The 15,494-nt window shown below is 34.0% G+C and carries 9 protein-coding genes; all 9 read left to right on the forward strand.

Translation table 11 applies throughout. The features are described 5' to 3' along the window. Positions 1-4 precede the first annotated feature (4 nt). Positions 5-559, forward strand: a complete 555-nt coding sequence (locus CJ739_RS04865; protein ID WP_162880132.1) for an RNA polymerase sigma factor — start codon at positions 5-7, stop codon at positions 557-559. 108 nt (positions 560-667) lie between these two features. Further along, positions 668-1,861, forward strand: a complete 1,194-nt coding sequence (locus tag CJ739_RS04870; protein WP_117172984.1) for a FecR family protein — start codon at positions 668-670, stop codon at positions 1,859-1,861. Positions 1,862-2,035: 174 nt separating this feature from the next. Continuing rightward, the gene (locus CJ739_RS04875; RefSeq protein WP_117172986.1) at positions 2,036-5,410 is read left to right on the forward strand and encodes a TonB-dependent receptor; all 3,375 of its coding nucleotides are present in this window, start codon (positions 2,036-2,038) and stop codon (positions 5,408-5,410) included. A gap of 4 nt (positions 5,411-5,414) precedes the next feature. Further along, positions 5,415-7,022: a RagB/SusD family nutrient uptake outer membrane protein gene (locus CJ739_RS04880; protein WP_162880133.1), complete on the forward strand. Its 1,608-nt coding sequence runs from the start codon at positions 5,415-5,417 to the stop codon at positions 7,020-7,022. 151 nt (positions 7,023-7,173) lie between these two features. Further along, positions 7,174-8,568, forward strand: coding sequence for a Gfo/Idh/MocA family oxidoreductase (locus tag CJ739_RS04885; RefSeq protein WP_117172990.1), 1,395 nt, complete (start codon positions 7,174-7,176; stop codon positions 8,566-8,568). A 37-nt stretch (positions 8,569-8,605) separates the two neighbouring features. Then, positions 8,606-9,649 (forward strand): Gfo/Idh/MocA family oxidoreductase, encoded by a 1,044-nt coding sequence (locus CJ739_RS04890; RefSeq protein ID WP_117172992.1) that lies wholly within the window; start codon positions 8,606-8,608, stop codon positions 9,647-9,649. Positions 9,650-9,807: 158 nt separating this feature from the next. Then, positions 9,808-10,377 carry an RNA polymerase sigma factor gene (locus CJ739_RS04895; RefSeq protein ID WP_117172994.1) on the forward strand — a complete coding sequence of 190 codons (570 nt, stop codon included), beginning with the start codon at positions 9,808-9,810 and terminating at the stop codon, positions 10,375-10,377. A gap of 339 nt (positions 10,378-10,716) precedes the next feature. Next, complete coding sequence (locus tag CJ739_RS04900) at positions 10,717-11,883, forward strand: FecR family protein (RefSeq protein ID WP_117172996.1); 1,167 nt, start codon at positions 10,717-10,719, stop codon at positions 11,881-11,883. Positions 11,884-12,065: 182 nt separating this feature from the next. Continuing rightward, entirely contained in the window at positions 12,066-15,491 is a 3,426-nt protein-coding gene (locus CJ739_RS04905) for a TonB-dependent receptor (RefSeq protein ID WP_236951605.1), read from the forward strand. Positions 15,492-15,494 lie beyond the last annotated feature (3 nt).

Raw genomic sequence — 15,494 nt, forward strand, 5'->3', positions numbered from 1 at the left:
TCTTATGAAATCGAATGATTTAAAAATCCTAAACGAACTCAAACTTGGAAGCCCTGAGGCCTTTAAGGAATTATTCGACCTGTATTATATTCCATTAAGTACGTATGCCTTTAAATACTGTGATTCATTTACTGTAGCAGAAGACATTGTTCAAGATTTATTTATAAAGATTTGGGATGAAAAACTATATCTGAACTTCAACGAAACCATAGGCCCTTATCTTTTTAAAGCAGTAAAAAACAACACGCTACAAGCAACAAAACAAAAGTCTAAGTATCATTTTGTAGAAATCGAAGAACACGTCAATAAATTAATGATTGACGAAAACATTGATATTAAATTAATAGAAGACGACAAGAAAAAACTTTTCACGGAAATTGAAGCATTACCTACAAAATGCAAAGAAGTTTTTAAGGCCATTGTATTGGACAATCTTAAATACAAAGAGGTTGCCTTGCAACTTGGCATTTCGGTAAATACTGTTAAAACCCACTATTCAAGAGCTTTAAAACAACTTAGGAGTGTTTTAGAAATAATAATATTATTATTTCTAATTTAGAGACTGTTTAAAATAGTTTCTTTTTTTGTCACCCATTTTTGGTTTTTTGTTATTCTAGTTAATATAGCACATATTAAAGTTAAAATAACATAGTTACAAAAATCAATAATGGACCATACCAATCCCCATATCTTAAACCTTATTTCAAATTATATCTCTAAAGAAATTAGCGAAGAGGAATTCAATGAGTTAAAGCAATGGCTACTTGAGGATTCTAAAAACGAACAATTTTTTATTGATTATTTAAGAATTTACAAGAAATCCAGAAGAATACAATTTGTTAAAATATTGGACAAGGATGTTGCATGGAAAAATATTATTTCAAAACTAGAAACCCCTTTGCTTCAAGAGCAACCCCTAAAAAAAGCCACTTCAACATCCAAATACATAAAATTAATACCAAGCATTTCAAAATATGCAGCCATTGCCTTTGTATTTTTAACTATTGGATATTTTTACAAAAGTGGCAACTTCCCTAACTCCAAAAACACAGTTATACCCCCGGAAAGTATCACGCTTCGATTAGAAAATGGTAAAATCCAGATTATTAATGAAGATGGTTCCTCACAATTAGTTGACGAAGAAGGCAAAATAATAGGAAGCCAAAACGGAAGCCAACTCGTTTACACCAACGAAACCAAAAAAGAAACTTTAACTTATAACACGCTCACCATTCCGTACGGAAAACGATTTGAAATTCAATTGTCCGACGGCACCAGAGTACACTTAAACGCAGGCTCATCTTTAAAATACCCTGTTAAGTTTATAAACGGTATAAAGCGTGAAGTATTCTTAAATGGGGAAGCATTTTTTTCTGTAACCAAAGATGCCAAACACCCTTTTATAGTGAATGCGACAGACTTAAATGTAGAGGTTTTTGGAACAGAATTTAATGTATCGGCATATCCCGAGGATATAGATACAGATGTTGTTTTAGTTGAAGGTTCAGTGGGAATGTATAAAAATAATGAAACCATAAAAGAGGGCACCATGTTGGTACCGGGTACAAAAGGCTCGCTTAACAAAGAAAACTTAAGCATATCAACTGAAAAAGTAAATACACTTATTTACACTTCATGGAGGCAAGGCGGTTTGTTTTTCAGAAATATGTCGTTTAAAAATATTGCTAAAAAACTGGAACGCCAGTATAATATGAAAGTTATAATTACAAATAAGTTATTAGAAAACGAAACCTTCAACGCTAACTTTAACGAAGAGCCCATAGAGAACATATTAAGCTATTTTAACGATAGTTACAACATAAAATACACTATAAAAAACAACATGATATATATAAACTAACTAACCTAAAAACCTTTTAATCTATGAGATAGACGCTAAAAAAATCCAACAAAAATATCACTTTAAATTATCTGAGGATAAGAACAAAAAAACCGGAAAATGCGCCAACATTTCCCGGGAATTATAAAGTGAGAACTAAAATTTAGTCATTCACCAATTTAACACTTTAAAAATATGAAAAAAATTCATGATAGAAAAGGTAGAAAACTGCCTTGTCTGAAATTTGATTTAAAAATGAAATTAACCACTCTTTTTTCACTTATATCATTCTTTAGCATGTTAGCAAACACAGGCTACACACAAACAATCACTTTGAACGTTGTAGACACACCTGTATCTCAAATAATAGATAAAATTGAAGCTACATCCGAATATAGATTTGTTTACAACACAAAATTTGTTGATTTAAGACGCAGAGTTTCAATAAAAGTAGAAGATGTTAGTATTGAAAATGTTCTAAGCAATTTGTTTAACAACACAAGCACTTCTTATAAAATAAGAAACACTCAAATTGTTTTAAAAGACAAAAAAGAAGTTCTAAACCAAACTAACATCCAACCATCTATTGATGTAAGAATACAAAAACATGTTGTTACCGGAACTGTTAGTGATGCTAATGGACAACCATTAGCTGGTTCTAATATTATTGAAAAGGGAACCAGCAATGGTGCACAATCAGACTTTGATGGTAATTTTTCCATTGCTGTTTCAAGTCCAAATGCAATACTAGTTGTTTCGTATGTCGGGTTTGTTACACAGGAAATTAATGTTAACAATCAAAACTCAATTACCATAACACTTTTAGAAAGTACCGATGAATTGGGTGAAATTGTGATAGTAGGTTATGGTTCCACTAAAAAGAGCGATGTTACTGGCGCCGTTGTTTCAATCGGCAATACCGAACTTAACAAAGTGGGTGCTACCAGCCCAATGCAAGCATTACAGGCTCATTCTGCTGGTGTAAATATTTCACAAAGAACAGGTTCTGTTGGTGCTGGTTTTGACATTACAATTCGTGGAACCAACTCTTTTGCAGGACAACAACCCCTATATGTTGTAGATGGCATCATGACTGAAAGTATTGATTTTTTGAATCCGCAAGATATTCAAAGGATAGACATACTTAAAGATGCATCATCAACAGCTATTTACGGATCTCGTGGTTCTAATGGTGTTGTAATTGTGACTACAAAAAGTGGAGAAGGGTTTCAAAACAGAAAACCATCAATTTCCTATTCTGGGTATGTTGGTATTCGTGACGTCGCGAATATGCCTGATTTTTTAAACAGTTATGATGAAAGTGTTACATGGAATAGGAACAGACAAGTATCGCGTGATCTTGTACAAGGAAATCCTATCGTAAACTCCCCAACTTATGGATTTCCAAATGTTACAGTAAATGGAACTAACTATTGGGAAGAGAATCTTGCTAATAGAAATGGCAATGATTGGTTGGATGACTTTCTTAAGTCAAGTACACAACAAAATCATTTTATATCAGCTAATGGTGGATCTGAAAATGTGAGTTATGTTATTGGCTTTGGTTATCAAGGCGACGATGGTAATGCTGTAGGGCAATATTTTAAGAAATATAATTTTAAGGCAAGTTTAGACGCAAAGGTTAACGATAAGTTTTCTATAGGAGCCAATATAAATCTTGCATTTTCTGAACAAGAGTTAGTATCCAGACAAGGTTATACACAACAATTATTTAGAATGCCTACTTATGCACCATCGCACAATATTGACGGTAGTATTATCCAATCACCAATGATAGGTATTTCAAGTAATGTTAGCCCCTATACTTTTGCTGATGGTAATTCTGCTTGGAATGTTGAACAGTTTAATATAGTTTCTAACTTTTATTTAAAATTCAATGCCACTAAAGAACTTAGTTTCAAATCTACATTTTCACCAAATGCCAGAATTCAAAGAGACGGAGAGTATAAAGATAGGTTTGCAACCAGATCGATTTCTATTGCCAGATTTTGGACCAACAACAGACTTTCCTATGTATGGGATAATCAAATGAACTTTTCAAAGGAATTTGGAGAACACAACATATCCTACGACTTTATACAATCGGCTACGTTCGACCGTTCAGAAAGATCGTTTTCTTTTGGTAGAGATGTGCCTTTTCAATCATCATTCTATAATGTACAAAGCGCCCCCCAGCGTGATGCAGAAACAGGATATAGTAAGAGTACCATATTATCATTTACAAATCGTATAAATTATTCATTTAAAGATAAATATTTACTTACTGCTACCATGAGATGGGATGGTGCTTCCAGACTTGCAGAAGGCAGTAAATGGGCTTCTTTCCCATCCGCTGCTGTAGCATGGAAAATGAAAGAAGAATCATTTTTAAAAGATGTTTCAGAAATTGATAATTTAAAAGTGCGCTTAAGCTATGGCTATTCTGGTGGTTATGGACCTATTGGTCCGTATGCTACGCAATCTACAGTAAATAGACAAAAATATTATGATTGGGATGGAACAACAGCAAATGGGTTTGTACCTAGCGATTTAGCAAATAAAGAACTGACTTGGGAGCGTACTAGAGAATGGAATTTTGGTGCAGATTTTGGCTTATTTAATAATAGAATTTCTGGTGAAATTAATCTATATGATAGACTTTCTAGAGGCACGATACTCAGTCGTAAATTAGCCATGCCTACAGGATGGCCTTCTATGTTTGATAATATTGCTTCCATTAGCAATAAAGGGATAGAAATTCAACTTAAAACTTTAAACATTAATAATGGCGATTTTAAATGGGAAACCAGTTTTATCTTCTCTAAAAACAACAATAAAATAGTTGATTTGTATGGAGCAAGATTAGACGATGTACCTAATAGATGGTTTATTGGGCAACCTGTCGATGTAATCTATGCCATGGTTTTTGATGGTGTTTGGCAAAAAGACGAATTAGCACCTGCCGACCAACAAGCTATGGAAGGTACAGCAAAAGTTAAAGATCTAAATGGTGACGGCAGTATTGATATTGATAACGACATGAAGGTATTAGGGTCTCCTGCGCCCGATTGGATAGGAACATTTTCAACCACTTTCACATATAAAAACTGGGATCTTTCAGCAACAATATTTACAAAACAAGGGGTATTGGTGTACAGTCCGTTTCATAGGGAATTTACTGATTTTAATAGTAGAGTAATATTGGATGTTCCCCACTATGTAAGAGAAAACCCCGTTACAGAATCTAGATTTTCAAATACATACCCCCAAGCTTCTTATCAGGGTCAGTACTGGGGTGAAGACGCAGAAGATTATGGCTATCCAGGATTCAACAAGGATGCCTCATTTGTACGTATACAGAACATATCTTTAGGCTATAATTTTGATTCTGATTTGTTATCCAAAGTAGGTATAACGGGTTTGCATTTATATGTTAATGCTCTAAATCCATTTACGTTCACAAAGTATGAAGGATTCGACCCTGAATGGGCAGGTGCTGGAATGTCTGGCGTCGACGCTAACAATACAGGATATTCTATTTATCAGTTAGGTGTTAATGTTAAATTTTAAGATTATGAAGAATATAAAAATAAAAATATATGCAATCTTTTTAGGATTGTCAATTATAAGTTGTTCGGGTTATTTGGAAGAAGAAAATTTGGGAAATACAACAGCAGAAAATTTCTATGGAACAAAAGCAGGCTATGAAGGGCTGGTAAATGCATCTTATGCAACCTTGCGCGATGTTTATGCTCCAACGCCCTACATCTTTTTTGCGGGAACCGATTTGTTTTTTGCAGCACACCAAGAAGTGCCTCTTGGTCTAGCTTCTTATCAAACATTAACACCGAGTAATGGTAATGTTGAAGCACTATTCAGTAGTCTTTACCAAAGCATACAAATTACTAATTTAGCTTTATATTATTCAGATAAAACCGAGAACTTTCCAGAATTACAAAGTAGAATTGCTGAACTTAAAAGCATTAGAGCCTATTATTATTTTATGTTAGTTCAGAAATTTGGAGATGTATCGCTTGTTACAGATTTAGTAAGTGAACCCATCACACATTTTGAAAGAGACCCTGCTAGTGAGGTTTACCAATTTATTATTGATGAACTAACAGCTGCCATTGCTATTTTACCACCAACACAAGCAAATTTTGGACGTGTCACAAAACGTGCTGCACAGCATATGCTGGCTAAGGTATATTTAACACGTGGATATGAAACCTATGGAGCTGGAATTACCGACTTTACAGAAGCCGCCACACTTGCCGATGCAGCAATAGGAGGACAAACACTTAATATTCCATTTGGAGATTTATTTAAATATAAAAATGATAATAATGCGGAAATCTTGTGGTCTATACAATACAACGGGTCTGTACCAGGTGAAGTATTACACACATGGGATTACCCATGGGGTCCACTAGTGCAAGGCAGTAATGATGGGGTAAATAAGAAAAATACATTACACCCTACCGAATACTTGTTTACATTGTTTGATGATAATGATACCAGGTTTGAAGGCACATTCTTAAATATTAAAACAGCACCTTATTCTGGTTGGGTATTAGACCCTGAGAATACTCCAATAGAATATTATTATCCAAGAACTGCTGCACAGATAGCCGATGTTCCTAATTGGAGAGCAGCAGATCCCGCTAATAGAACAAATACAATCATTTCGCCAATAGATCCGCATTGGTGGGATGGTTTAAATCAAACCGATTATCCTGCTTTAAGAAAATTTGACAGAGTGCAAACCGCAACACCATCTGTTCAATATACGCACGATATTTACTTAGCAAGATTAGGTGAAACTTATTTAATTGCTGCGGAAGCATATTTACAGTCTAACAATCCTGGAAATGCTTTGGCTCGTGTTAATAGCGTTAGAGCTAGAGCAGGTGCCGATGCAGTTGGAAGCGTAGATTTAGATTTTATCTTAGAAGAAAGAGCACGTGAATTAGCAGGGGAAGGTTTCCGTTGGCTTGATTTAAAACGTACAGGAAAACTTATGGAGTATACCAAAGTTAGGAATCCTGATATTAAAACACTCTTTGATAGTGGAACAGATCCGTTTTTAGGAACTGGAGGTCATTATAAAATTTTACGACCAATTCCTTTATCTGCAATTTCCTTGGACTCGGGAGATTACCCACAGAACCCAGGATATTAAAAAAATTGGTTTAGTTTAGTTTGTTTAGTTAATTAGATTAGAAACTCCATTCTGTCTAATGCAAATCGGGAATACTTTAATTTAATTTGAAGTGTTCCCTTTTTTATTTAACTTGTTACATCTAAACTAAATAACCATTAAATCTTAAGAAATGAAAAGTTCAAGACGCCATTTTCTAGCATCTATCGGTATGCTAGCCGCTTACAGTGCATTTCCAATTAGCGCATTTAATTTTGGAACATCAAAAAAACTTAGAATAGTTTTAGTAGGAACAGGTATTCGAGGTACCAGTTTTTGGGGAAAACGATTGGTTGATGAATATTCCGATATTTTAGAATTTGTTGGACTAAGTGACATAAATCCCGGCAGACTGGAATACGCAAAAAAATATATTGGTGTTGATTGCCCTACTTTTATTGATTTTGATGCCATGCTGAAAGAGGTAAAACCTGATTTAGTTATAGTTACAACCGTAGATGCTAACCACCATGAATTTATTATTAAAGGATTGGAATCAGGTTTTGATGTACTTACCGAAAAACCATTAACGACCGATGAAACTAAAGCACAAGCTATATTAAATGCCGAAAGAAAATCGGGTAAAAACCTCATCGTTGGTTTTAATTACAGATGGAGCCCCTATAGTACAAAGATTAAAGAATTATTAGCCAACAATACCATTGGAAAAATTACTTCAGTCGATTTTCATTGGTATTTAAATACCTACCATGGTGCATCATACTTTAGAAGATGGCATGGTGAAAAAGCACATAGTAACTCCCTTTGGGTACATAAAGCAACTCATCATTTCGATCTATTAAATTGGTGGATTGACTCAGACCCAGAAGAAGTTTTTGCTTATGGCAGTTTAGAACATTATGGTGCTAACGGACCTTTTAGAGGCGCCAATTGCAGAACTTGCGACCACAAATCCAATTGCGATTATTTTTTTGATATTACAAAAGACAAACGCATGATGGAACTATACGTTGCGAACGAAAAGCACGATGGCTATATAAGGGACAATTGCTTGTTTAGAGAAAACATAGATATTTACGATAAAATGTCTGCGCAAATAAAATATGCAAATAACGTAACAGTAAATTATTCCTTAACAACCTACTCGCCATTTGAAGGCTGGAGATTAGCATTTAATGGCACCGAAGGCAGAATTGAAGCATCATTGGACATTCCATACAACAAAAAAACAGAAATTAGTCAGGCAGAAATGCATGCTAAAGAAATGGAACAAAATGCTTTAGAAAAAGCCAATTCAGAATCAATCATTGTTCACAAATTATGGAAAGATTTTGATACCGTATTAGTACCATTTGAAAGAGGCGGTCATGGTGGTGGCGATAAGCGTTTGCACGATAAAATATTTAAAACACCAAACGATAAAGACCCGTACGAAAGAGCTGCTGGCAGTAGAGACGGTGTTATGTCGGCAATAATAGGCATCGCGGCCAGAAAAAGTATAGAATCTGGCAATCCTATTAAAATAGCAAGTTTAACCGACATAAAACCTTCTACCAATAGAACTTAAAATTATTCGTAATTTTATCCGAACTTAAAAAAAAATTATGCAACCAATTAACACAGCTTTATGTTCGTATGGCATGAGCGGTCATGTATTTCATGCACCTTTTATTTCGGTAAACCCACAATTTAATTTATACGGTGTTTTTGAACGAACAAAAAACGAGGCTCAAAAACACTACCCATCCATTAAAACGTTTCGTTCTTTAGATGACATGTTAGCCGATGAAAACATTGAGCTTGTTATTGTTAACACTCCCAATGTTACACATTTTGATTTTTCAAAAAGAGTTATAAATGCAGGCAAACATCTGGTTATAGAAAAACCATTTACTACAACAGTTGCTGAAGCCGAAACATTAATTCAATTAGCAAAAGACAAAAATGTTGTTATATCGGTTTACCACAACAGACGCTACGACAGTGATTTTAAAACAGTTCAAAAAGTTTTAAATGAAGGCTTATTAGGAGATATCGTTGAAGCTGAGTTTCATTACGACCGTTTCGACCCCGTTTTAAGCTATAAAGCACATAAAGAAACACCAACAGAAGGCGTCGGAAGCCTATACGATTTAGGTTCGCATTTAATCGATCAGGCACTTGTTCTTTTCGGCTTACCTAAGGCCATTTATGCAGATTTAGATTCATATAGACCAAATTCGAAAGTGGGCGATTATTTCGACGTGAAATTATTTTATCCTTCACATCGCGTCATCCTTAAATCCAGCTATTATGTTCGCGAACCCTTACCAGGAAATATTCTACACGGTACTAAAGGTTCGTTTATAAAAACAAAAGCCGATATTCAAGAAAAAGAATTGCAAGCAGGGAAAAAACCAAATACAGAAAGCTGGGGCACAGAACCAGACACAGAGAAAGGCTTGCTGCACACCGAAAAAAACGGAAAAATAGTCAAAGAGCATATTCCTAGCTTGCAAGGAAATTATATGACGTATTATGAGGGTATTTATGAAACCATACGAAATAAAAAACCGGTGCCAGTATCTGCCGAAGCTGGCATGTTGGTAATTAAAGTTATTGAAGCCTCTATAAAAAGTAATAAAGAAAGAAAAGTGATAAACTTATAAAACCCTCCTTTTTTACAATAAGAACTCATCTTGACTTTTTTGATTGAAGCGAAAAAGTCAAGATCAGTTCTAAAACAATTCTTTTTTATTACAATCGAACAACCAATTAAAATAATTTAATTTTTACTACTTTGCGGTTAGATAAGTAATAAGCCACCTTGGATAATAATGAAACAAATAATCCTGAATCTCATCTTTCTCTTTTAAAACAGGGAGATAAAAATGCTTTTAAAATTATTTTCGATACTTACTACAAAAGACTTTATGCCTTTTCCCTACATTATGTAGAAGACCAATATATCGCCGAAGAGATTGTTGAAGACACCTTAGTTAAACTTTGGCAAAAGCGTAATAAATTAGACAAAGTAGAAAATTTAAAGTCCTATTTATATGGTATGGTTAGAAATGCTTCTATAGACCATCTTAAAAAGGACAAAAAATTTGTGCGCCTAGATGTAAAAAAACATGGTGCCATGCCTTTAAAAGAACAGTACATTATAGAAGAAGAAACACATGCTATTTTATTTCAAGCTTTAGAAACTTTACCAAAAAAGTGCAAAAAAGTATTTGAATTGTCTTGTTTGGATGGCGTAAAGTATAAAGACATTGCTGAAGATCTTCAAATAAGCATAAATACAGTAAAATCGCAACGAGCCAGAGCCATAGAACTTCTTAAATCGTACCTCAAAGATTATCCGTTCTACTTGATATTCTTAGCCTCTTTATAAAATTTTTATTTTTTTTTAATTTTTTTTCCACCCAAAAAATTGTTTTTACAGTCATATTAGTAATTCTTTAACATTCATATTGCTTTTTTAATAAAAAAACATATGGATTTTTTAGCAATTAACAATGAACTCATCTTGACTTTTTGTTTTTAACCGAAAATGAGATAAAATTTGTACAGATGAGGCGCTTTTTGAAAGGCATAGCAGAGCTAAGCATAAAAAAAGAAACGAAATATGGACGAATTTTAGCCATGTTTGCCTGCCGGCAGGCAGGTTTTAGGAAATAGAAAAAGTCAAGATGAGTTCAATTACAATAAGACAATATTATCATACCATATAATGACATCAAAAAACCCATCAGATTACCAAATAGCGCAATTAATTTATAAATCTATTGCAAAAATCATCTCTATTGAAGAGAAAAAAACACTAGATAATTGGCTGAGTGATGAAAACAATTTAGCACTTTACAATAAAATCACCAATAAAAACAACATTCAAGATAAACTTGCCATATACAAACAAATTGAAACCGAAAAAGTTTACATGAAGCTTGAAAACAAAATAACTAAGAGCAATAAGAAAGTAAAGACTTTAAAATTATTTAGAGTTTTTAAGTATGCTTCTATTGTCGTTGTTTTTTTAGGTTTAGGCTATTTGTACCAAAACGGATTTTTCAATAAAAATGAACCTTTTAGTATTCCAAACGAACAAATCACCCTTCAATTGGAAAATGGTACTATTAAAGTTATAAACGAAGATGGCACTTCACAAGTTTTAGATGCCAAAGGAAATATTATAGGTACGCAAAGCGGCACACAACTGGTCTACAGCAATTCAACCGAAGATGAAAAACTAACATATAACACCTTAAATGTCCCATACGGTAAGCGCTTTGAGATTTTGTTATCTGATGGAACCAAGGTAAATTTAAACGCAGGTACTTCATTAAAATATCCAGTAAAATTCTTAAAGGGACAAAACCGTGAGGTGTTTTTAAAAGGAGAAGCTTTTTTCAATGTCTCAAAAGACACAAAACATCCTTTTATTGTGAATTCCGACGCACTAAACGTTCAAGTACTAGGAACCCAATTCAACATATCTAGCTACCCAGAAGATATTGAAACCGATGTTGTATTGGTTGAAGGCTCGGTAAATTTATATACTGAAGAAGCCTCAAACAACCACGTATTGCTTAAACCAGGTTTTAAAGGTTCCTACCTGAAAAACAACACGGGCAATATTACCACTAATCCAGTAATAACAAGTATTTACACCTCTTGGATAGATGGCGAATTGGTTTTTAGAAACATTACTTTCGAAAACATCATGAAGAAAATGGAAAGACACTACAATGTTGATATACAAAACAACCATACCGAATTGGCCAATGAAAAATTCAATGCAAGCTTTAGAAATGAACCTATTGAAAAAATATTAGAGTATTTCAAAATCACCTACAATATAAACTATACGATAAACAATAATAAAATATTAATCAACTAAACTAAATACTATTTGCCTATGAAATAGATACACATAAAAAACAACAACTAAGCTAAACACATCTTACGCTCCTTCACGACAATTTAGAGCAAAAAAAAAACCGGAAAATGGTGACGCATTTCCCGATTTAATTAAGACGTGATTAAAATTAAACTAATAACCACAATTAACACTTCAAAAGTATGAAAAAACTTCTTAACAAGAAAAGAAGCCATCATCGTCCATTATTAAAATTCGATTTAAAGATGAAGCTAAGTGCCTTATTTATATTTGTTACCCTTTTTACTTTACAGGCAAACAACTCGTATTCCCAAAAAGTAAAAATATCATTAAATCTAAACAATGTGACTGTTGGCGAACTAATTGATGAAATTGAAAGCACTACCGATTTTAGGTTTGTTTATAAAATTAAAGATGTCAACCTAAAACGAAGCATATCGGTTAACGTAAAAAAAGAGTCCATAACGACCGTTCTAGATGAGGTATTCCTTAACACTGACACCGCTTATAGAATTTACGACAAACAAATATTTCTATTGAAAAAAGAAATTGAGAATGTTCCTCAAAAAGCATCTAACAATTCTGAAACAACTAATAATACCATCCAAACATGGTCGGTAAGTGGTATCATTTCAGATAGTTTTGGACAACCTTTACCAGGTGCGAATATTATAGAAAAAGGTACAATAAATGGTACCCAATCTGATTTTGATGGTCATTTCAATATTAATGTTTCAAATCAAAATGCTATTTTAGTAGTCTCTTACGTTGGTTTCTTATCCCAGGAGATTTCTATAAATGGGAAAAAAAACATTAATATCCAACTAAAAGAAGACACAGCTGCCTTAGATGAAGTTGTTGTTGTTGGCTACGGTACACAAAAGAAAGCCTTAGTTACTGGCGCAAGTGTACAAGTTAGTGGAGACGACCTAACTAAAATGAATACAGCAAATGCTATTCAAGCATTACAAGGACAATCACCTGGTGTTCAAATAACATCAACGTCTGGTCAACCAGGAGAAAGTTTAAATGTAGTCATTAGAGGTGTGGGTTCTACGTCTGGGAGCAATCCTTTATATGTTGTAGATGGTATTTTAACAGGAGATATATCATACCTAAACAACGCTGATATTGAATCGATATCTATCTTAAAAGATGCGGCATCTGCTGCCATTTATGGTTCTCAAGCATCAAATGGTGTTGTTTTAGTAACTACTAAAAAAGGAAAAAGAGGCACCACTGCACAAATTACGTTTGATCAGTTTTACGGACTTCAATCTGTTGCTAGAAAAGTAGACTTATTAAATGCTACGGAATATGCTATTATGGTGAATGAAGCTGCCATGAATTCTGGTAAAAATCCTTATTTTACAAATGCAGAAATTGCAACTTTAGGAGCAGGTACTAATTGGATGGATGAAATGTTTGTAGATAATGCTGCTACAAAAAACTACTCAGTAGGCGTTACAGGTGGATCTGATAGCTCTGTTTATTCCTCATCCTTGTCTTACTTTGGACAAGACGGTGTCGTTGGCGGTAAGGATTTATCTAGCTATGAGCGTTATAATTTCAGGTTTAATTCTGAACATAAACTATACAAAGATGTTGTAACCTTTGGAGAAAATTTAAGTTTCGCTTACATTAATAAAAATGGTATCGGAGTAGGAAACCAATACAACAACTCACTTAGAAGTGCTTTTACGGTAAGCCCATTATTGCCAATGTACGATAGCGAAGGCAATTATTACAACACCACTTCAGACAGTGCCCCATGGTTATCTGGCAGATCTAATCCCTATGCAGAAATGGTTTATAACAACCAAAATGAAAGCAATAATCAAAAGTTATTGGGTAATATCTATTTACAAATCGAGCCCATTAAAAATTTAACTTTTAAAACAACCTTAGGATTGGATTATTATGCAGGCGAAGACCATTCTTTTAGTCCTATATATGAGCTATCTATTTATTCATTTAGAACTACAGATAATACAAGACAAAGTATGAACAAAGGCAAAACTTTAACTTGGGATAATTTGTTGACTTATAAGTTTGACGTGGCAGAAGACCACCATTTTGAAACCATGGTTGGTAGTTCTTCCATTAATTTTGATGGCACTTACATAAATGGTTTTAATGCAAACAATATATTAGGAGGCTTAAAATATGCTTGGCTAAATAACACAACGAACAGCCAAGGAACTCCCCTAATGGGCGTTGGTGGCGGAAAATCCGAAAACAAAAGAATGTCTTACTTCGGAAGATTAAACTATAACTTCAACGAGAAATATTTAATAAATGCAACATTTAGAGCTGATGGGTCTTCTAACTTCCACCCAGATAATCAATGGGGCTATTTTCCATCAGTATCCGCAGGTTGGATAGTTTCTAATGAAGATTTTTTAAGTAATTCCAATACGCTTAACTTCTTAAAATTAAGAGCCAGTTGGGGACAAGTAGGAAATCAAAATATAGGTGCATTTCAATATTTAGCTCCTATTCAAACATCTACAACCAATTATATTTTTGGCAATGAAGAAGGCGTATTAACACCCGGTGCTTATCCAAATCGATTACCTAATCCAGATCTAAAATGGGAAACATCAGAACAAATTAACGTAGGTTTTGATGCCAGAGTTCTAAATAACACCTTAAACATTAATTTTGATTGGTATAGAAAAACGAATAAAGATTGGTTAATTGTTGCACCCATATTAGCAACGGCTGGTGCAGATGCCCCTTTTATTAATGGTGGCAATGTTTTAAATACGGGTGTAGAGTTAGCGTTAAACTATAATAATAACATTGGCGATTTTAACTATAATGTAGCAGTCAATGGAGCATACAATCAAAATGAAGTTGGAAAAATACCAACTGCAGATGGTATTATTCATGGGGAAACAAACCAACTATACAATAATGCACCAGAGTTTTACAGATCGGAAGACGGTTTTCCTCTATGGTATTTTTGGGGCTATGAAACAGCCGGGGTTTTCCAAACACAACAAGAAATAAATGACTATGGTATTCAGCCAAACGCTGCGCCTGGTGATATCATTTATAAAGATGTAAGTGGTGATGGAAAAATAAGTGATGCCGACAAAAAAATGATTGGTGATCCTAATCCTGATTTGACCTATGGATTTTCGATTTCTGGAAACTATAAAGCATTCGATTTTTCTATCTCTGCAAATGGCGTTGCAGGCAATCAATTAGTGCAATCTTACAGAAACCCAGGCGCTTTTGATAATTATACGTCTGCCATATTGGGTCGTTGGACGGGCGAAGGCTCTTCAAATACAGTACCTAGAGTCACTGAGGATGGGAGAAATTTTGCTGGATTTTCAGATCTGTATGTTCAAGATGGGGATTTTTTAAGAATAAACAACTTAACCCTTGGATTAGATTTAGCTAAAATTAGCAGTACACCACTATTTGCTAAAGAGTTAAGAGTTTATTTCTCGGTTTTAAATCTATATACCTTCACTAAATATGATGGTATGGATCCTGAAGTAGGTTTTGGAACTGGTGGAACGTCATCTGGCGTAGATGTAGGTTATTATCCTAGACCAAGAACATTCATGATGGGATTAAACGTTAAACTTTAAAAA

Source organism: Mariniflexile sp. TRM1-10, assembly GCF_003425985.1.
Classification (GTDB): Bacteria; Bacteroidota; Bacteroidia; order Flavobacteriales; family Flavobacteriaceae; genus Mariniflexile.

Excerpts from the sequence above, each read along its gene's own strand:
- CJ739_RS04865 (WP_162880132.1), top strand. The coding sequence starts at position 5 with ATGAAATCGAATGATTTAAAAATCCTAAACGAACTCAAACTTGGAAGC.
- CJ739_RS04870 (WP_117172984.1), top strand. The coding sequence starts at position 668 with ATGGACCATACCAATCCCCATATCTTAAACCTTATTTCAAATTATATC.
- CJ739_RS04875 (WP_117172986.1), top strand. The coding sequence starts at position 2,036 with ATGAAAAAAATTCATGATAGAAAAGGTAGAAAACTGCCTTGTCTGAAA.
- CJ739_RS04880 (WP_162880133.1), top strand. The coding sequence starts at position 5,415 with ATGAAGAATATAAAAATAAAAATATATGCAATCTTTTTAGGATTGTCA.
- CJ739_RS04885 (WP_117172990.1), top strand. The coding sequence starts at position 7,174 with ATGAAAAGTTCAAGACGCCATTTTCTAGCATCTATCGGTATGCTAGCC.
- CJ739_RS04890 (WP_117172992.1), top strand. The coding sequence starts at position 8,606 with ATGCAACCAATTAACACAGCTTTATGTTCGTATGGCATGAGCGGTCAT.
- CJ739_RS04900 (WP_117172996.1), top strand. The coding sequence starts at position 10,717 with ATGACATCAAAAAACCCATCAGATTACCAAATAGCGCAATTAATTTAT.
- CJ739_RS04905 (WP_236951605.1), top strand. The coding sequence starts at position 12,066 with ATGAAAAAACTTCTTAACAAGAAAAGAAGCCATCATCGTCCATTATTA.